Source organism: Bradyrhizobium sp. RDM12 (assembly GCF_051917485.1).
Taxonomy (GTDB): domain Bacteria; phylum Pseudomonadota; class Alphaproteobacteria; order Rhizobiales; family Xanthobacteraceae; genus Bradyrhizobium.
The window spans coordinates 1,421,046-1,439,745 of the sequence record NZ_CM133064.1; the positions used below are offsets into that span (position 1 = coordinate 1,421,046).

An 18,700-nucleotide genomic window follows, 5' to 3' on the forward strand; every position below is an offset into this window, starting at 1 on the left:
AAACAGCCAAGCCTTTAAGTTGCCGTCATGTTGCACGTGCTCGCCTGCTATGTTAGCAAAGCCGCGATTTTAACGGACCCGGCACGTCCCGTGTCGGCCGAGAATCAAAGTCCCGCTTGAATTCCAAGGGCTTGGATCGCTAGGCGCCGCTTCGTGGCGACGGTTTTTCCCTTGCGAATTTGACAGCTAAAAGAGCGCGTCTGTGGCTGCAGAAGATACGTCCGTGTCAGGTGTGTCGGGCCGTTATGCAACGGCCTTGTTTGAACTGGCCCGCGACCAGAAGGTGGTCGATGAGGTCAAGGCCGATCTCGATCGGTTCGAGGGGCTGCTGAACGAAAGCGCCGATCTCAAGCGCCTCGTCCGCAGTCCGGTTTTCGCGGCTGACGCCCAGTCGAAGGCCCTGTCGGCCGTGCTGGACAAGGCGGGGATCGCCGGCATCTGCGCCAATTTCCTGAAAGTGCTGACCGCCAACCGCCGCTTGTTCGTGGTGGCTGACGTCATCCGCGCCTATCGCGCCCTCGTCGCCAAGTTCAAGGGCGAGGCGACCGCGGATGTCACTGTGGCGGAGGCGCTTTCGGACAAGAATCTCGACGCTCTCAAGGTTGCCCTGAAGTCGGTGACCGGCAAGGACGTCGCGCTCAACGTGAAGATCGATCCCTCGATCATCGGTGGCCTCGTCGTGAAGCTTGGCAGCCGCATGGTCGATAGTTCGCTTCGCACCAAACTCAATTCGATCAAGCACGCGATGAAAGAGGCAGGCTGATGGACATCCGCGCCGCGGAAATTTCCGCGATCCTGAAGGACCAGATCAAGAATTTCGGCCAGGAAGCTGAAGTCTCCGAAGTCGGACAGGTGCTGTCCGTCGGCGACGGTATCGCCCGCGTCTACGGTCTGGACAACGTCCAGGCCGGTGAGATGGTCGAGTTCGAGAACGGCACCCGCGGCATGGCGCTGAACCTCGAAACCGACAACGTCGGCGTGGTTATTTTCGGTGCCGACCGCGAGATCAAGGAAGGTCAGACCGTCAAGCGTACCCGCGCTATCGTGGACGCGCCGGTCGGCAAGGGCCTGCTCGGCCGTGTTGTCGACGGCCTCGGCAACCCGATCGACGGCAAGGGCCCGATCCAGGCCGACAAGCGTATGCGCGTCGACGTCAAGGCGCCCGGCATCATTCCGCGCAAGTCGGTGAACGAGCCGATGGCGACCGGCCTCAAGGCGATCGACGCCCTGATCCCGATCGGCCGTGGCCAGCGCGAACTGATCATCGGCGACCGTCAGACCGGCAAGACCGCGATCGCGCTCGACACCATCCTGAACCAGAAGCCGCTCAACGCGCAGCCCGACGAGAACATCAAGCTGTATTGCGTCTACGTCGCGATCGGTCAGAAGCGTTCCACCGTTGCGCAGTTCGTGAAGGTGCTGGAAGAGCAGGGGGCGCTCGAATATTCGATCATCGTCGCCGCCACCGCGTCCGATCCGGCGCCGATGCAGTACATCGCGCCCTTCACCGGCTGCACCATGGGCGAGTACTTCCGCGACAACGGCATGCACGCGGTCATCATCTATGACGATCTGTCCAAGCAGGCCGTCGCCTACCGCCAGATGTCGCTGCTGCTGCGCCGCCCGCCGGGCCGCGAAGCCTATCCCGGCGACGTGTTCTATCTGCACTCCCGCCTGCTCGAGCGCGCGGCGAAGCTGAACAAGGACCAAGGCTCCGGCTCGCTGACGGCGCTGCCGGTCATCGAAACCCAGGCCAACGACGTCTCGGCCTACATTCCGACCAACGTCATCTCGATCACCGACGGTCAGATATTCCTGGAAACCGACCTGTTCTTCCAGGGCATCCGTCCCGCGGTGAACGTCGGTCTGTCGGTGTCGCGCGTCGGTTCTTCGGCGCAGACCAAGGCCACCAAGAAGGTCGCCGGTAAGATCAAGGGCGAGCTCGCGCAATACCGCGAAATGGCGGCGTTCGCGCAGTTCGGCTCCGACCTCGACGCCTCGACCCAGCGCCTGCTCAACCGCGGCTCGCGCCTGACCGAACTGCTGAAGCAGCCGCAGTTCTCGCCGCTGAAGATGGAAGAGCAGGTCTGCGTGATCTGGGCCGGCACCAACGGCTATCTCGATCCGCTTCCGGTCAACAAGGTGCGCGCGTTCGAGGACGGCCTGTTGTCGCTGCTGCGCGGCAAGAACACCGAGATCCTCAATTCGATCCGCGACACCCGCGACCTCACCGACGACACCGCTGCCAAGCTGAAGTCGGTGGTCGAAGGTTTTGCGAAGTCTTTCGCATAAGAAAGCACCGTCACGGCCGGGCTAAAGCGCGAAGCGCGTCTTCGCAATTGATGTCCCGGCCCTCCACGCCTTGCCGTGTGGAAGACGAGACGTGGATGCCCGGGACGAACCCGGGCATGACGACTGGGATAGGCTCGTGGCTTGGCTGTAAGGGCCGAACCGCCGGGGTGAACGAAGAATGGCGTCACTTAAAGACATGCGCGTCCGCATCGCCTCCACCAAGGCGACGCAAAAGATCACCAAGGCCATGCAGATGGTCGCGGCGTCCAGGTTGCGTCGCGCCCAGCAAGCGGCCGAGGCGGCGCGGCCCTATGCCGACAAGATGAGCGCGGTGATCTCCAACATCGCGGGCGCCGCTGCGGGCTCGCCCGGCGCGCCGGCGCTGCTTGCCGGTACCGGCCGTGACCAGGTCCACCTGCTGCTGGTCTGCACCGGCGAGCGCGGCCTGTCCGGCGCCTTCAACTCCTCGATCGTGCGCCTCGCCCGCGAGCGCGCCCAGGCGCTGATCGCCCAGGGCAAGGAAGTCAAATTCTTCTGCGTCGGCCGCAAGGGCTACGAGCAGCTCCGCCGCCTCTACGACAGGCAGATCGTCGAGCACCTCGACCTGCGCGGCGTTCGTCAACTCGGCTTCGTCAACGCCGAGGACATCGCCAGGAAGGTGCTGGCCCGTTTCGACGCCGGCGAGTTCGACGTCTGCACGTTGTTCTACGCGCAGTTCAAGTCGGTGATTGCCCAGATCCCGACCGCGCAGCAGATCATTCCGCTGGTCGTCGAGCAAAAGGCGGCGAACGCGCCGACGACGTCCTATGAATACGAGCCTGAGGAGGACGAACTCCTCTCCGGCCTGTTGCCGCGCAATATCGCCGTGCAGATTTTCCGCGCGCTCCTGGAAAACAACGCCTCGTTCTACGGAGCGCAGATGAGCTCGATGGACAACGCCACCCGCAATGCGGGTGAAATGATCCGCAAGCAAACCCAGATCTACAACCGAACCCGTCAAGCCCAGATCACCAAGGAGCTGATCGAGATCATCTCCGGCGCCGAGGCGGTCTGACGCACGAACCAAACGACGGTCGTTCAAGTACAGAATTTCGAAGGAGAGCTTCATGGCTACAGCAGCTAACCAGGTCGGTCGCGTCACCCAGGTCATGGGCGCCGTCGTCGACGTTCAGTTCGAAGGCCACCTGCCGGCCATTCTCAATTCGCTGGAAACCAAGAACGGCAACATCCGCCTCGTGCTGGAAGTTGCTCAGCATCTCGGTGAGTCCACCGTGCGCACGATCGCGATGGACGTGACCGAAGGTCTGGTGCGCGGCCAGGAAGTGACCGATACCGGCCAGCCGATCGCGGTTCCGGTGGGCGACGGCACGCTCGGCCGCATCATGAACGTCATCGGCGAGCCGATCGACGAAGCCGGTCCGATCAAGTTCGAGGGCAAGCGCGCCATCCATCAGGAAGCGCCGAGCTACACCGACCAGTCGACCGAAGCTGAAATTCTCGTCACCGGCATCAAGGTCGTCGACTTGCTCGCGCCCTACGCCAAGGGCGGCAAGATCGGCCTGTTCGGCGGCGCCGGGGTCGGCAAGACCGTGCTGATTCAGGAGCTGATCAACAACGTCGCGAAGGCGCACGGCGGTTATTCCGTGTTCGCCGGCGTCGGCGAGCGTACCCGTGAGGGCAACGATCTCTATCACGAATTCATCGAGTCCAAGGTCAACGCCGATCCGCACAATCCGGATCCGAGCGTGAAGTCGAAGTGCGCGCTGGTGTTCGGCCAGATGAACGAGCCGCCGGGTGCGCGCGCCCGTGTCGGCCTCACCGGTCTGACCGTCGCCGAGCACTTCCGCGACCAGGGCCAGGACGTGCTGTTCTTCGTCGACAACATCTTCCGCTTCACGCAGGCCGGCTCGGAAGTGTCGGCGCTGCTCGGCCGCATCCCGTCGGCGGTGGGTTATCAGCCGACGCTCGCCACCGACATGGGCGCGCTGCAGGAGCGCATCACCACCACGCAGAAGGGCTCGATCACCTCGGTGCAGGCCATCTACGTTCCAGCCGACGACTTGACCGACCCGGCGCCCGCGACCTCGTTCGCGCATTTGGACGCCACCACGGTGTTGAACCGCGCGATCTCGGAAAAGGGCATCTATCCGGCGGTGGATCCGCTCGACTCGACCTCGCGCATGCTCTCGCCGCTCGTCGTCGGCCAGGAGCACTACGACACCGCGCGTCAGGTCCAGCAGGTGCTGCAGCGCTACAAGTCGCTTCAGGACATCATCGCCATTCTCGGCATGGACGAGCTTTCGGAAGAGGACAAGCTGACGGTGGCCCGCGCCCGCAAGATCGAGCGTTTCCTGTCGCAGCCGTTCCACGTCGCCGAAATCTTCACCGGCTCGCCCGGCAAGTTCGTCGACCTCGCGGACACCATCAAGGGCTTCCGCGGCCTCTGCGAAGGCAAGTATGACCATTTGCCGGAAGCCGCCTTCTACATGGTCGGCACCATCGAAGAGGCGATCGAGAAGGGCAAGAAGCTCGCCGCTGAAGCGGCTTAAGATGCGATTGGCGATCGGGAGTAGCGAATAGTCGCTGTTCCCACTCGCTACTCGCCATTCGCCACTCGCTATTCGCAGGTTCTCAATGGCCACCTTCCACTTCGATCTCGTCTCTCCGGAAAAGCTCGCATTCTCGGGCGAAGTCGACCAGGTCGACATTCCCGGCGTCGAGGGTGATTTCGGCGTGCTGGCGGGTCATGCGCCGGTCGTGGCTGCGATCCGCCCCGGCATCCTCATCATCACCACCGGCGGCCGGCACGAGAAGATCATCGTGCTCGGCGGCCTCGCCGAAGTCTCCGAGAAGGGCCTGACCGTGCTCGCCGACGTCGCGACGTCGCTGGCCGAGCTCGACCGCGCCAAGTTCGCCGAGACCATCTCCGATATGGAAGAGGGGCTGAAGGAGCACGAGGGCAGCGAGCTCGATCAGGCCATCGAGCGGCTCGATCACTACAAGAGCATCCAGCAGCAGCTCAGCAGCACAGCGATGCACTAAGCCCCGGGGCAGTGCTTCGGGGCTCACACGAAATTCCTGAATAAGTTCAGCGCTCGTCACGGTTGTGGCGGACGCTGAACTTTGTTGCACCGCGCCGCCGATACCGGCATTCTGCCCTCGCGGATTTTGTTCCAGGGCTTTTGCAGATGAAACGCAAGATCGCAGCGATCTTTGCAGCCGATATTGCCGGCTATTCAAGACTGGTCGCGGAAGACGAGGAGGAGACGCTGCGGCGCCTGGCCTCCTACCGCGAGGTCATCGACGATTTTATCGCAAAGGCAAACGGCCGGATCTTCAACACCGCGGGCGATGCCGTGCTCGCGGAATTTCCGAGCGCGGTCGATGCGGTGCGCTGCGCGATCGATATCCAGGAGAGCTTGCGAACCCGCAACATGGCCTATCCGCCGAGCCGGCAGATGTCGTTCCGCATCGGCATCACCATCGGCGACGTGGTCGAGCGCGACGGCGATCTCCTCGGCGACGGCGTCAACATCGCAGCCCGGCTGGAGGGGCTGGCCGAAGTCGGCGGCATCTGCGTCTCCCGTGCCGTGCATGAGCAGGTCGCCAACAAGCTGTCGGTGCAGTTCGCCGATATCGGCGCGCAGGAAGTCAAAAACATCCCGACGCCGGTGCACGCCTATATGGTGGCGATGCGGCGCGAGGACGGGACTTATGCGACGCCGCAGCTGAAGAAGATCGCCAAGGCGCAGCCCGCGCCGAACTGGATGTGGCCGGTGGTGGTCGGCGTCGTCTCCGTCGTCGCCATCGGCGTCGGCGGCTTCCTCTATTTCACCAAGCTCGAGACCACCCAGCTGTCATCGACTGCGGCTGCGCCGTCGCCGAGCACGATCGCCGCGCCATCCCCGAGCCCAACGCCCACGATGGCGGCGAAGGCGCCGATGCCCTCGCCAATGCCGACGCCGACACAAGCAGCTGCCGTGACGCCGCCGGTGGCACCGATCCCGTCGCCCCCGGCCGCGTCGGGCGGCAAGATCGCTGTGGACGCGGTGCCGTTCGTCGGCGAGCGCCAGCGCACCTATCTCAAAAACGAATATTCCGCCGCCGGCGATTACAAGGCCTTCGCCCTGAACATCGGCGGCTTCAATGGCGCCGCGCTCGATCAGCCGAACGAGGAGGCCGCGCGCAATGCTGCGCTCGACCAGTGCCAGAAGCGCGCGGACGCCGCGCAATCGCCGCGGCGCTGCGAGCTCTATGCGCTCGGCAACAAGGTCGTCTACAGCCATGGCAGCGCCGATGCCGCCGCAGCCCTGGCTGCGCCGCGACGCAATCACCGAGCGCCCGTTCGCGTCGAAAGATTTTCCGATCCTGCGTGATCAGGCCAGGACCCGCGTCGAGAACATCTACGCGCCGGCGGCGAAATCGCGCTCGGTCGCGCTCGGTCCGGCCGGGCAATATTTCATGGTGCTGGGGGCGTCGTCGGTCGACGAGGCGACGCGGCGTTCGCTGGAGTCCTGCGGTGCGATCGCGGGCTCGGCCTGCATGATCGTGGCAGTCGACGACGTCTTCGTCGTGCCGATCCCGATCCTGCTGAAGCCCAACGGCTTCTTCCATGCCGCGACCAGTTCCTCGATCGTGGCCGATGCGCGCGACGAGGTCGTGCGCAAGCTCGGTGACGGCATCGGCTGGAACGCGGTCGCCGTCGGTATCGCCGGCCGTCCCGGCCTCGGCCTCAAGGCCGCCGACGAACAGACCGCCGTCAATGGCGCGCTCGCCGACTGCGTCAAGCACGACAGCGACTGCCACGTCATCGCGGTCGGCCCGTTTACGGTCGGGCCGACGAACTAGCGCGAATGCGATCTCAGCTTGCGAAGCACGAAAACTGATGTGCCACCGCGCGGTAGACCTCGCGGCGGAACGGCACCACGATGTCGGCGACGCGGTCGAGACGCTCCCAGCGCCACGCATCGAACTCCGCGGGCTGGCCGTTGCGCGGCGTCAGCGGATCGATCTCGTCATCCTTGCCGGTGAAGCGCAGTGCGAACCACTTCTGGCGCTGGCCGCGAAATTTTGCCAGCCGATGCGTCTGCGGTCCGTCATAGGGCGGGAATTCGTACGTGAGCCAGTCGGTCTCGCCGAGATAGTCGGCGCTGATGACGCTGGTCTCCTCCCAGAGCTCGCGCATGGCGGCATCGCGCAAGACCTCGCCCTCGTCGACGCCGCCCTGCGGCATCTGCCAATCGAGCCCCGGCAAGATGATCTCGGGGCCGTCGCCCTTGAAGCGGTGCCCGATCAGCACACGGCCATCGGCATTGAACAGCGCGATCCCGACATTGGGACGGTAGGGTTTTTCGTTCGTCACGCGTGAATCTCTCGTTGCCAGCCCAGCCGGTGCCTTAGCATCAAAGCCGGATGACAATTCGATTTAGTGACCCGCGAGTGCGGAAAATTCCTTCACCACGCGCTCGTAGACCGGGCGCTTGAACGGGATGATCAGCTCGGTGAGGTTCTTCATCGGCTCCCAGCGCCAGCTGACGAATTCAGCCTTATGGCCGCCGCCGCCCGGTTTCTCGACGTTGATCTCGCTGTCCTTGCCGGTGAAGCGCACCGCGAACCATTTCTGGCGCTGCCCGCGATAGCGGCCCTTCCAGGCGCGCCCCGCCACCGTGCGCGGGATATCGTAGATCAGCCAGTCGGGAACCTCGCCGAGCCGCTCGATCGAGCGTACGCTGGTCTCTTCATAGAGCTCGCGTTTCGCGGCCTCCCAATTGTCCTCGCCGGGATCGACCCCGCCCTGCGGCATCTGCCAGACATGGCTGTCGTCGACATGCTCGATGCCGCCGGCACGACGACCGATGAACACCAGGCCCTTCGCATTGATCAGCATCACACCGACGCAGGTTCGGTAGGGCAGATCCTCATAACGCGCCATTCCGCCAAACCCCTCGCGTACTGCCGGCCGGGCTGTCGGGCCTCGGCCGTACCACTTGTTTGATTTAGCTGGATTTTGATTTCAGCATCGCGGTTGTCAATGGCACCAAAAGGATACCCCGGTCGCTCAATGTCTTGATCCAGGCGCCGACCCGCTCGATCGAGACAGGCAGCGCGGAGGCGGTGCCGACGGCAACGCCTCGTTCCCTCGCCACCGATTCCAGCTTGTTCAGGGCGCGGTCGATCTCGGTCGGGGTCGGCACCGCGTCGAGCGCGATATCGCCCTTGCCGAACGGCACCGCGAGGCTTCCTGCGGCCTGCGGCGCGATGCTGCGGGGCGAGGAACCATCGTCGAAGAAGCCGAGCCCGCGCTTGGAGGCCTCGCGCATGATCGGCTGCATCGCCGCATCGGTGGCGATGAAGCGGGCGCCCATGAAATTGGTGATGCCGGCATAGCCCTGCATCCGGCTGAGGTGCCAGTACAGGCGGTCGGTGTTCTGGTCGGCGGTCAGCGAGGTCAAGAGCGTCTGCGGCCCCGGATCGTTGTCCGGGAAGTCGTAGGGCTCCATCGGGATCTGGAGGAAGATCTCGTGGCGCTGGGCGCGGGCGCGCTCGGCGAGCTTGCCGGGATCGGCGCCATAGGGCGTGAAGGCCAGCGTCACCGCGCCCGGCAGCTTCATGATCGCATCGGTGGTCTTGGCGGCGCCGACGCCGAGGCCGCCGATCACGATCGCCACCACAGGCATTTTCGCGGCCTTGGCGCGGTCGGCCTCGGCTGCGTAGACATTGAACGGCTTGAGATCGCCTGAGATCGCGGGGATCATGCCGTAGCGGGATTTCTCCAGCAGTTTTGGATCGATCCCGGCCATGACGGCCGGCGCTGCGGAAGCTGCCTCACCCTTGTCGGCGGCGTCGCCCGCGCCGATCACCACGTCGTGGCGCGCGCCGGTCGAGCCGTCGATCATGGTGACGGTCTTGTGCTCGCCCGCGGCCGCCTCGTTCGGCGCTTGCTTGGCCTCTTGCTTATTCACACTGGGGCCGGCCGGCTCCGCGGCGGGCTTGTCTTCGGTGGCTTTCGGCTCGCGGATCGCGAGCCGCGTCATCGGCTCGCCGCCGAGCGGGTCCGTGTTGAAGATGGCAAAGCCGGCAAAGGCGACCAGAAACAGGCCGAGCATCACGGCCAGCGCCTGCATGGCCGTGAACGGCAGCCGCAGCCGCCGTTTCCGGCGCGGCTTGTCCTGTCCGAGCGGGGCGCTCAGATCATCGGCCGTTTCAGTCATGCGAGATCCCGATCACTCCACCGACGATACCACGCCGGGGTCAAGTGGCGGCAGGCCGGGAGAGGCCGGGGACGTCGGCAGTTCAAAGCAAAAAGGGCGGCTCCTGGAGCCGCCCTTTTCGTCAGATTTCGCAGATCGCGCCTAGTTTGCGGCTTTGGGCTTGTCCGTCGCCGCGCCCTTGTTGTCGCTGCCGGGCGTCGGCGCCGCAGAGGCGCTGTTCTTGATGCCGTGGAGCAGATCGTCGGCGAGCTTGAGCGCCTTGTCGTCCTTGGCATCCGGCGGAACGTAGGACTGCGAGCCGGTCTTCTCGTCGCCGTCGTTCTTGAGATGGCCGCGCAGCGAAGCCTCGCCCTTGGTGTCGGTGCGGGACTTCAACTCGTCCGGCACGTCCTGCAGCACTTCGATGTCGGGCACGATGCCCTTGGCCTGGATCGACTTGCCCGACGGCGTGTAATAGCGCGCTGTGGTGAGGCGCAGCGCGCCGTTGCCCGAGCCGAGCGGGATGATGGTCTGCACCGAGCCCTTGCCGAACGACCGCGTGCCGACGATGGTCGCGCGCTTGTGGTCCTGCAGCGCGCCGGCGACGATTTCCGACGCCGAGGCCGAGCCGCCGTTGACGAGCACGATGACCGGCTTGCCCTTGGTGAGGTCGCCCGCGTGCGCGGTGCGGCGCTGGGTCTCCTCGGCGTTGCGGCCGCGGGTCGACACGATCTCGCCCTTCTCCAGGAACGAGTCGGAGACGGTGACGGCCTCCTCGAGCAGGCCGCCCGGATTGTTGCGGAGATCGATGATGTAGCCCTTGAGCTTGTCGCCGATCTGGGTCGAGAGGTTGGCGATCTCCTTCTTCAGGCCTTCGGTGGTCTGCTCGTTGAAGGTGGTAATGCGGATATAGGCGATGTCGTCGGCCTCGACGCGCGCGCGTACCGAACGGACGCGGATGTTGTCACGCACCAGCGTGACGTCGATCGGATTGTCCTGGCCCTTGCGGATGATCTTGAGCTTGATCTTGGTGTTGACGGGGCCGCGCATCTTCTCGACCGCTTGGTTCAGAGTGAGGCCCTGTACCGCTTCATCGTCGAGATTGGTGATGATGTCGTTGGCCATGACGCCGGCGCGCGAGGCGGGCGTGTCGTCGATCGGCGAGACCACCTTGATCAGGCCGTCCTCCATGGTGACCTCGATGCCGAGACCGCCGAACTCGCCGCGGGTCTGCACCTGCATGTCGCGGAAGCTCTTGGCGTCCATGTAGCTCGAATGCGGATCGAGGCCGGTGAGCATGCCGCTGATGGCGGATTCGATCAGCTTGGTGTCGTCGGGCTTCTCGACATAGTCGGAGCGCACGCGCTCGAACACGTCGCCGAACAGATTGAGCTGGCGATAGGTATCAGCGGTCGCGGCTCGCGCGCTGGAGCCCATGAACACCGCGCGCGGCTGGGTCACGAACAGCGTCAGCGCCGCACCGGTGGCCGCGCTGAGGAGGATAACTGAAGTCTTGCGCATCATCCGCGAACCTTCTCGCCTTCATTTGCGGCCCACCATGGGCCTGGATCGATTGGAGTGCCGTCTTTGCGGAACTCGACATAGAGCACAGGTTGACTCGCGTTCGTGGCGAGAATGGAGGCGACTTGAGATGTCGACCCCATGGTCGCGACCGGCTCTCCCGTGAGCACAAACTGTCCGATGTTTACCGAAATGCGCTCCATCCCGGCGATCAGGACATGATACCCGCCCCCGGCATTGAGGATCAAGAGTTGTCCATAGCTGCGGAACGGGCCGGCATAGACCACCCAGCCGTCGCACGGCGTTGTGACCTGCGAACCGGGCTTGGTGGCCAGCGAAATGCCCTTCTGGACCCCGCCAATCCCGTCGGAACCGCCAAAGTCCCTGATCTTGTTACCGTTAACCGGCAACGGCAGGAGCCCCTTGGCCGAGGCGAACAGGATGGCCGGGCTGGTCCGGGAGCGATCCTTGAACGCGGCCGGCCCGGGTTTGGCGCTGGCGGCCGCGTTTGCCGCTGCCTTGGCCTCGGCCTGCTTTGCGGCCTCGGCCGCCTTCTCAGCCGCCTTGGCTGCGCTTTGCAGGTCCTGCTCCATCTTGGCGATCAGCCCCTGGAGATCGCCGACCTGCTTTGACAGCATGATGGCGCGCGAATTCTCGGCGTCGAGGTCCTTTTCGCGCGAGGACTGCTGACGCTGCCGTTCGTCGACCAGGGCGGCGAGCCGGGTCTGGTCGCTGCGGATCTTGTCGCGGTCGGAGGCGAGCTGGTCGCGTTCGCTGGCGATGCTCTTTCGCAAGGCCACGAGCTCGCCGAGCTCGCCCGCGATCTTCTCGGCGCGGCTGCGCAATTCCGGCACGACGGCGCCGAGCAGCATCGCGGTGCGCAGCGATTGCAGCGCATCTTCGGGCCGAACCAGCAGCGCCGGCGGGGTGCGTCGTCCGGCGCGCTGCAGGGCGGCCAGCACCTCGACGATATCGGCGCGGCGCGAATCGAGCGAGGCGCGCGCCGCCTGCTCGCGGCCGTTCAAAGTCCTCAGCCGCGCCTCGGCCTCGTCGATCTTGGTCTCGACGGTTCGGACGTTGGCGGCGGTGTCGATCAATTGCTGATTGAGCTGGGTGCGATCCTGGCCGAGCGAGGTGATCTCGGCCTTCAGCTTGGCCTGCGCCTCCTCCGCGCTCTTCTTGCTTGCGCGTGCGGCTTCCAGCTCCTGCTCGCGCTGCTTGATGGCGTCGGGCGAGATGGCCGCGGTCTGGGGCGCCGGTGCCGCCGTCTGAGCTTGCGCGAGGCTTTCTTCAGCGAAGACGCTTGCGCCGGCGCAGCTCGCAATCAGCAGCAAATTGAGGATCGGCGCTCGCATCTCGTCGGCAAGGTGCTCGTTGTGGCGCGAATCACGCGCGATGATAGGGATGCCCGGCCAGAATGGTGGCGGCCCGATACAGCTGTTCCAGAAGCATGACGCGGACCATTTGATGCGGCCAGGTCGCAGAGCCGAACGCGATCGCGAGCTTGGCCTTACGGCGCAATTCGGGCGAAAGTCCGTCCGCCCCTCCGATCACGAAGATAGTATGACCGGCGCCCTCGTCGCGCCAGCGCCCGAGATGCCGTGCGAATACGGTGGAATCGAGGTTTTGTCCGCGCTCGTCCAGCGCCACCAGTATCGATTTTTCGGGAATATGCGCGGCGATTGCCGCGGCCTCCTCGGTCATTCGCGTCGCGGTGTCGCGCGCGCGGCTCTCGGGGATTTCGTGGATGGTGAGCTCGCGGAATCCGAGCTTGCGGCCGGCCTCGTCGAACCGCTCGAAATAGCGGTCGGCAAGCTCCCGTTCGGGGCCCTGCTTCAGCCGGCCCACCGCAATGACAGCAACACGCATGAGGTTTCAGAGTCGTGTGTTCAGGACCGCGCGCAATCCGCGCGCGCACGACGCTAGCATGCGCGTCAGCCGATTCGAAATCGGCCAGTCGCCTCTAAGATCGCGTCAGATCGCTTTCGCGGCCCCTGGGCCCTGCGTGTACAATCTCTCGAGATTGTAGAACTCACGGACCTCGGGTCTGAACACGTGCACGATCACATCGCCGGAATCGATCAGCACCCAGTCGCAATTGGGCAAGCCCTCGACGTGGATGTTCTTGATGCCGGTTTCCTTGAGGCTCTTTGCGACGTTCTCCGCGATCGCGCCAACGTGCCTGTTCACGCGGCCGGTGGTGACGATCATGTAGTCGGAGTATGCCGATTTGCCGCGAAGGTCGATGGTGACCGTCTCTTCCGCCTTCATGTCGTCGAGGCGGGAGAGGATCAGGCTCAGCGTCTTGTCGGCGTCGGGTTGCGCCTTCAAGGCTGCAGCTTTTGTCGATGTTTTACGCGTCGGTTTCGTAGCCTTGGGTAAAACAGACTTCGTTGAAGCTGACTTGGACAATACAGATGTGGCCAGGGACCATTCCTTTCACTGTATCGCGAGGGCCGAATCCGCCCCTCACGGGTTACACTACATCATGTGGGGTTAAGGGTTTCAATATGCCAGAGAGCCCCTCAATCCGCACACTCTGTCTCACTTCGTACCTTTCCAGCTCCCGTCCGGGTTCCGCAAGCCCGTCGAGGAGAGGTTGAGCTTCAATCCGGTCAGGAAGACCCAGGCCGGCGCCGGCTGATCCGCAAGCAATGCCGCCTTGTTCTCGGGCAGGCGATAGCGCGCGAGCGCCTGGGCCGCGGGCGAGGCAAGGGCACGAAAACTCTGCGGCGGGCGATCGATGACCGCCATCGGCACCTGGTCGGCGATACGCCGCCAGTGCTGCCAACGATGGAATTGAGCGAGATTGTCGGCGCCCATAATCCAGACAAAGCGCAAGCCGCTGAGACGGCGGCGCAAGGTGTTGATCGTATCGATAGTATAGCGGGTCCGAATGACGGATTCGAGACAGCTCACCTCGATCCTGGAATCGTTGGCGACATCGCGCGCCGCCTGCATGCGCTCGCCGAGCTCATGCAGATTGCCGTTCTCCTTCAGCGGATTGCCCGGCGATACCAGCCACCACACGCGGTCGAGCTGAAGGCGTTTCAGCGCGAACTGGCTGATCGCGCGATGGGCCTGGTGCGGCGGATTGAACGAGCCGCCGAGCAGGCCGATGCGCATGCCTTCGGTGTAGGGCGGTATGGCCTGCGCGAAGAAACGTGGCGCGACGAAATTGTTACTCAATGCCCCACGCCTCGCGCCATGCCTTACGGCCGCGTCTGCCCTGTGCCGTGAACGCGATATTTGAAGCTCGTCAGCTGCTCGGCACCAACGGGACCACGGGCATGGAAGCGGCCAGTGGCGATGCCGATCTCGGCGCCGAAGCCGAACTCGCCGCCATCGGCGAACTGCGTCGAGGCGTTGTGCAGGACGATCGCGGAATCGACTTCGCTGAGGAATTTCTTCGCAGCCTCGTCGTCCTCGCTCACGATCGCATCGGTGTGATGCGAGCCGTGATCCTGGATGTGCGCGATTGCGCCGGCGACGCCGTCGACCACCTTGGCTGCGATGATCGCGTCGAGATATTCGGTGTCCCAATCGTCTTCGCTGGCAGATTTTACCCGCGGGTCGGTCTTCTGCACGGCCTCGTCGCCGCGCACCTCGCAGCCGGCCTCGAGCAGCATTTCGACCAGCGGCTTGAGAGTCTTCGCAGCCGCCGTGCGATCGACCAGCAGCGTTTCGGCCGCGCCGCAGACGCCGGTGCGGCGCATCTTGGCGTTGAGGACGATCGACTTCGCCATGGCGAGATCGGCGCTGCCGTCGATGTAAACGTGGTTGACGCCTTCGAGATGCGCGAACACCGGCACGCGCGCGTCCTGCTCGACGCGCGCGACGAGGCTCTTGCCGCCGCGCGGCACGATCACGTCGACGGCGCCGTTGAGGCCCGACAGCATCATGCCGACCGCCGCGCGGTCGCGCGTCGGCACCAGCGTGATCGCGGCTTCGGGCAGGCCGGCTTCACGCAGACCCTGCACCAGGCATTCATGGATGGCACGGCAGGAGCGGAAACTGTCGGAGCCGCCACGCAGGATCACGGCATTGCCGGACTTGAGGCACAGGACGCCCGCGTCCGCGGCAACGTTCGGCCGGCTCTCGAAAATCACGCCGACGACGCCGAGCGGCACGCGCACGCGCTCGATGCTCATGCCGTTCGGCCGCTGCCAGCTTTCGGTGACGACGCCGACGGGATCGGCGATGCCGCGCACGACGGCGATGCCTTCGGCCATGCCTTCGACACGGGCCGGCGTCAGCGTCAGGCGGTCGATGAACGAGGACGTGGCATTGCCGGAGGCGCGCGCCTCGGCGACGTCCTCGGCATTGGCGGCGAGAATCGCTGCGGAGTTCGCGCGGATCGCCCGCTCCATGGCTTCCAGCGCCCGGTTCTTCTGCTCCGGCGGCGCCAGCGCCAGCACGCGCGCGGCGGCGCGGGCACGGGTGGCGAGATCGGACATCAGCGCCTGAAGATCGGCATTGCCGTCAACGGCTTTGAGGGGGGCGGCCATGGGGAGTTCAACCTTCTGCTAAGGCAGTGTCCTAGCACGGAAATCCCGCGTCTGCGAAGGGCGGGGCGGGTATGGCAGGGGCCCGGCCGGCGCCGCCGAGTCGGTCAATGACCTGGTTGTTTGGGAGGCCGGATCGATCCTTGCGGGGCGCTCGAATATCAATAAATATCATTATCTGATAACGGAGCTCCCAATGGCGAGCAGCTACAGCATCGGCAAGCATTTCGAGGGGCTGATCGACGATCTGGTCGAGAGCGGCCGTTACGCCACTGCGAGCGAGGTGATGCGCGAAGGTCTTCGCTTGGTCGAGGAGCGCGAGGAGCGGCGCAAGGTCAAGCTGGAGGCGCTACGGGAGGAAATCCAGAAGGGCTTTGACAGCGGGCCGACGGAAGAGGTCGATCCCAAAGAGTGGATGAACGACATCAAGGCGCGGGGACGGCAGCGACTGGCCGCGCGCAAACGTGCCAAATAGATTCCGCAAAGCTCCACAAGCCGACCAGGATCTCGATTCGATCTGGGATTTCATTGCGTTGGATAGCGTTCAGGCGGCCGACAAGCAGATTGCGCGCATCGGCGAGATTTTTGAGATGCTCCTGGAAAATCCACTGGCTGGCCGCGAACGGCGAGAATTGCGCGCGAGCCTGCGGAGCTTCCGCGCCGGCAATTACGTGATCTTCTATGTCCCGCTGCCCGATGGAGTCGAGATCATTCGCGTGATGCACGGCCGCCAGGATATCGGCCCAGACGACATGCAATAGTTGGCGGACTTGCTGGCGCTTACCCGCCCACCACCAGATCGTCGCGGTGGATCATCTCCGAGCGGCCGCTGATGCCGAGGATGGTCATCACGTCCGGGAAGAGCGGCCCTTGATCCGCTCGGCGACCTCGGCGTCGTAGGCGATCAGGCCGCGGCCGACTTCGCTGGCGTCGGGGCCGCGGACGATCACGGCGTCGCCGCGGGCGAACTGGCCTCGACCTTGATCACGCCGGCCGGCAGCAGGCTGGCGCCGGCGCGCAGCGCCGTCACCGCACCGGCATCGATGGTCAGCGTGCCCTTGGGCTCCAGCGTGCCCGCGATCCAGCGTTTGCGCGACGTGATGGGGTTGGCAGGTGTCAGGAACCAGGTGCAGCGGCCGCCATTGGCGATCGACTGCAGCGGATGCTCGATCTTGCCGGACGCAATCAGCATATGCGTGCCCCCGGTGGTGGCGATCTTGGCCGCCTCGACCTTGGTGCGCATGCCGCCGCGCGACAGTTCGGACTCGGCGTCTCCCGCCACCGCTTCGATCTCCGAGGAGATGCTGTCGACCACAGGAATGAGCTTGGCGTTCGGATTGTTCTTCGGCGGGGCATCGTAGAGCCCGTCGATGTCCGACAGCAGCACCAGCAGATCCGCGCTCGCCATGGTGGCGACGCGCGCGGCGAGGCGGTCATTGTCGCCGTAGCGGATCTCGTTGGTCGCGACCGTGTCGTTCTCGTTGATGACGGGGATCGCCCGCCATTCCAAAAGCTTACCGATGGTGGAGCGGGCATTGAGATAGCGGCGGCGCTCCTCGGTGTCCTGCAGCGTCACCAGAATCTGTCCGGCGTCGATGCCATGCGCGCCAAGCACCTCCGACCAGATCCGCGCCAGCGCGATCTGGCCGACGGCGGCGGCAGCCTGGCTCTCCTCGAGCTTCAGCGGCCCGCGCGGCAGCTTGAGGCGGCTGCGGCCGAGCGCGATCGAGCCCGAGGAGACCACGAGGACGTCGCGCCCTTCCTTGTGCAGCTTGGCCATGTCGTCGGCGAGCGCGGCGAGCCACGATGCCCGCACCTCGCCTTTGTCGGAATCGACCAGCAGCGCGGAACCGACCTTGACGACGATGCGGCGGAATTGACTGAGTTCGGGGCTGGCCATCTGTGTATGTGCTGGCGCTACGGGACGAATTGCTCGGGAAACGGCGGAGCGCAAGGCGGCGCCGATGGGGCTGCTTTTGCAGCAGGACGATGGCCGGCGCAAGGCGGCCGGCGCGGTAAACGGCACCAATGTCGGCCTTGTGCCGCGTGCCAGGCTGGCTCTAATGGCCTCCAACCAAATGGGCTGGAAGGGGGGACGTATGGATCGCCGCAAATTCATGGCCGGCTGTCTGGGGCTGCCGCTGCTGACGCTGGCGGGCGAGGCGGAAGCGCAGGCCGGGCTGAGCAAAATCATCTTTCCGTTCGCGGCGGGGGCGGGTGGCGACACGCTGTGCCGGCTGATCGCGCAGGAGATGGCGCCGCTGCTGCAACGGACTCTCGTGGTCGAGAACCGCACCGGCGGTGACGGTCTGATCGGCATCAAGGCGGTGAAAGGTGCTAGCCCCGACGGCAGCATGGTGCTGGTGACGACGGGGCCGACCATGTATCTGCTGCCGATGGTGGAGACGGCACCGAGCTTCGATACGGCGAAGGATTTCGTGCCGGTGTCCCTGCTTGCGCGGTTCGAGTTCGCCGTCGTGATCGGCCCGGCAGTCGATGCCGCTGACTTCAAGGCGTTCGTCGCGTGGCTGAAGGCGCATCCCGACAAGACCTCGTTCGGAGTGCCGAGCAACGGCACCATTCCGCATTTCATGGGCTCCAAGCTCGAGAAGGATCTCGGCATTCCGCTGACGCGCGTGCCTTATCGTGGCAGCGCGCCGATTCTCAACGACATCATCGGCGGCCACATTTCCTTCGGGATCACCACGCTGGCCGATGCGCTGCCGCAGCATCGCGCCAAGGGCGTGAAGATTATTGCGGTTTCGAGCCCGGAGCGGTCGCCGTTCGCGCCCGACGTTCCGACACTGAAGGAGAGCGGCATCGATCTCGTCGCGGATGCCTGGTACGGCATGTGGCTTCCCGCCGGCAGCCCGCCGGAATTTGCGAGCAAGCTCGGCGTGGCCGCGAGTGCTGCGCTCGCCAGGCCCGAGGTGAAGCAGAAGCTGACGGCGATCGGCCTGATCCCGGTCGGCAGCTCAGCGGATGGACTGACCAGGGAGCTCGCAGCGAATACGGCGTTCTGGCAGCCGATCGTGAAGGCGACGGGGTACAAGATCGAGAATTGAGAAGCGCCGCGCACTCTATCCCCTCATCCTGAGGCGCGCGCTCTTGCGCGCGTCTCGAAGGATGAAAGGCCGAGCTGTCGCAGCGGGGGCCTCCATGGTTCGAGACGGCGCTGTCGCGCCTCCTCAC

17 protein-coding genes and 2 pseudogenes are annotated in these 18,700 nt (G+C 64.9%); 9 read left to right on the plus strand and 10 right to left on the minus strand.

Going from position 1 to position 18,700, the window contains the following annotated elements:
- Nucleotides 1-202 precede the first annotated feature (202 nt).
- The 6 genes and pseudogenes from ACTGJ9_RS06735 (at nt 203) to ACTGJ9_RS06760 (ending at nt 7,140) form a co-directional block, all read left to right on the plus strand.
- Complete coding sequence (locus tag ACTGJ9_RS06735) at nt 203-763, plus strand: F0F1 ATP synthase subunit delta (RefSeq protein WP_456676432.1); 561 nt, start codon at nt 203-205, stop codon at nt 761-763.
- Entirely contained in the window at nt 763-2,292 is a 1,530-nt protein-coding gene (gene atpA / locus ACTGJ9_RS06740) for a F0F1 ATP synthase subunit alpha (protein WP_456676433.1), read from the plus strand. Before ACTGJ9_RS06735 ends, atpA begins: the two co-directional genes overlap by 1 nt.
- A gap of 178 nt (nt 2,293-2,470) precedes the next feature.
- Complete coding sequence (locus ACTGJ9_RS06745; protein ID WP_456676434.1) at nt 2,471-3,346, plus strand: F0F1 ATP synthase subunit gamma; 876 nt, start codon at nt 2,471-2,473, stop codon at nt 3,344-3,346.
- A 52-nt stretch (nt 3,347-3,398) separates the two neighbouring features.
- Nucleotides 3,399-4,841, plus strand: a complete 1,443-nt coding sequence (gene atpD, locus ACTGJ9_RS06750) for a F0F1 ATP synthase subunit beta (RefSeq protein ID WP_456676435.1) — start codon at nt 3,399-3,401, stop codon at nt 4,839-4,841.
- 85 nt (nt 4,842-4,926) lie between these two features.
- Nucleotides 4,927-5,334 (plus strand): F0F1 ATP synthase subunit epsilon, encoded by a 408-nt coding sequence (locus ACTGJ9_RS06755; protein ID WP_456676436.1) that lies wholly within the window; start codon nt 4,927-4,929, stop codon nt 5,332-5,334.
- Between the two features lie 146 nt (nt 5,335-5,480).
- Nucleotides 5,481-7,140 (plus strand): annotated as a pseudogene (locus ACTGJ9_RS06760) (adenylate/guanylate cyclase domain-containing protein).
- Nucleotides 7,141-7,153: 13 nt separating this feature from the next.
- On the opposite strand, the gene ACTGJ9_RS06765 reads toward ACTGJ9_RS06760, so the two are convergent.
- From ACTGJ9_RS06765 to ACTGJ9_RS06805, 9 genes are all read right to left on the minus strand, one after another.
- On the minus strand, nt 7,154-7,654 hold the full coding sequence (locus tag ACTGJ9_RS06765; RefSeq protein WP_456676437.1) for an RNA pyrophosphohydrolase: 501 nt from the start codon (nt 7,652-7,654) through the stop codon (nt 7,154-7,156).
- Nucleotides 7,655-7,717: 63 nt separating this feature from the next.
- On the minus strand, nt 7,718-8,224 hold the full coding sequence (locus ACTGJ9_RS06770) for an RNA pyrophosphohydrolase (RefSeq protein ID WP_456676438.1): 507 nt from the start codon (nt 8,222-8,224) through the stop codon (nt 7,718-7,720).
- Nucleotides 8,225-8,288: 64 nt separating this feature from the next.
- Entirely contained in the window at nt 8,289-9,503 is a 1,215-nt protein-coding gene (locus ACTGJ9_RS06775) for a divergent polysaccharide deacetylase family protein (RefSeq protein ID WP_456676439.1), read from the minus strand.
- Between the two features lie 141 nt (nt 9,504-9,644).
- Nucleotides 9,645-11,006 (minus strand): S41 family peptidase, encoded by a 1,362-nt coding sequence (locus ACTGJ9_RS06780; RefSeq protein ID WP_456676440.1) that lies wholly within the window; start codon nt 11,004-11,006, stop codon nt 9,645-9,647.
- Nucleotides 11,003-12,358, minus strand: a complete 1,356-nt coding sequence (locus ACTGJ9_RS06785; protein WP_456676441.1) for a murein hydrolase activator EnvC family protein — start codon at nt 12,356-12,358, stop codon at nt 11,003-11,005. Before ACTGJ9_RS06785 ends, ACTGJ9_RS06780 begins: the two co-directional genes overlap by 4 nt.
- A gap of 31 nt (nt 12,359-12,389) precedes the next feature.
- Nucleotides 12,390-12,872: a 23S rRNA (pseudouridine(1915)-N(3))-methyltransferase RlmH gene (rlmH, locus tag ACTGJ9_RS06790; RefSeq protein ID WP_148755144.1), complete on the minus strand. Its 483-nt coding sequence runs from the start codon at nt 12,870-12,872 to the stop codon at nt 12,390-12,392.
- A gap of 105 nt (nt 12,873-12,977) precedes the next feature.
- Nucleotides 12,978-13,334 (minus strand): ribosome silencing factor, encoded by a 357-nt coding sequence (gene rsfS, locus ACTGJ9_RS06795; protein ID WP_456676442.1) that lies wholly within the window; start codon nt 13,332-13,334, stop codon nt 12,978-12,980.
- Nucleotides 13,335-13,547: 213 nt separating this feature from the next.
- The gene (locus tag ACTGJ9_RS06800) at nt 13,548-14,192 is read right to left on the minus strand and encodes a nicotinate-nucleotide adenylyltransferase (protein ID WP_456676443.1); all 645 of its coding nucleotides are present in this window, start codon (nt 14,190-14,192) and stop codon (nt 13,548-13,550) included.
- Nucleotides 14,193-14,215: 23 nt separating this feature from the next.
- Nucleotides 14,216-15,511: a glutamate-5-semialdehyde dehydrogenase gene (locus ACTGJ9_RS06805; protein ID WP_456676444.1), complete on the minus strand. Its 1,296-nt coding sequence runs from the start codon at nt 15,509-15,511 to the stop codon at nt 14,216-14,218.
- Nucleotides 15,512-15,704: 193 nt separating this feature from the next.
- Between ACTGJ9_RS06805 and ACTGJ9_RS06810 the strand changes: the two genes are divergently transcribed.
- Both ACTGJ9_RS06810 and ACTGJ9_RS06815 read left to right on the plus strand, forming a co-directional pair.
- Nucleotides 15,705-15,983 (plus strand): type II toxin-antitoxin system ParD family antitoxin, encoded by a 279-nt coding sequence (locus ACTGJ9_RS06810; RefSeq protein WP_456676445.1) that lies wholly within the window; start codon nt 15,705-15,707, stop codon nt 15,981-15,983.
- Between the two features lie 58 nt (nt 15,984-16,041).
- Nucleotides 16,042-16,269 (plus strand): type II toxin-antitoxin system RelE/ParE family toxin, encoded by a 228-nt coding sequence (locus ACTGJ9_RS06815; RefSeq protein ID WP_456676446.1) that lies wholly within the window; start codon nt 16,042-16,044, stop codon nt 16,267-16,269.
- Nucleotides 16,270-16,288: 19 nt separating this feature from the next.
- Here the strand turns inward: ACTGJ9_RS06815 and proB are convergent.
- Nucleotides 16,289-17,408 (minus strand): annotated as a pseudogene (gene proB, locus ACTGJ9_RS06820) (glutamate 5-kinase).
- A 64-nt stretch (nt 17,409-17,472) separates the two neighbouring features.
- On the opposite strand from proB, the gene ACTGJ9_RS06825 reads away from it, so the two are divergent.
- Nucleotides 17,473-18,573 (plus strand): Bug family tripartite tricarboxylate transporter substrate binding protein, encoded by a 1,101-nt coding sequence (locus ACTGJ9_RS06825; protein ID WP_456676447.1) that lies wholly within the window; start codon nt 17,473-17,475, stop codon nt 18,571-18,573.
- The last annotated feature ends 127 nt before the right edge of the window (nt 18,574-18,700 follow it).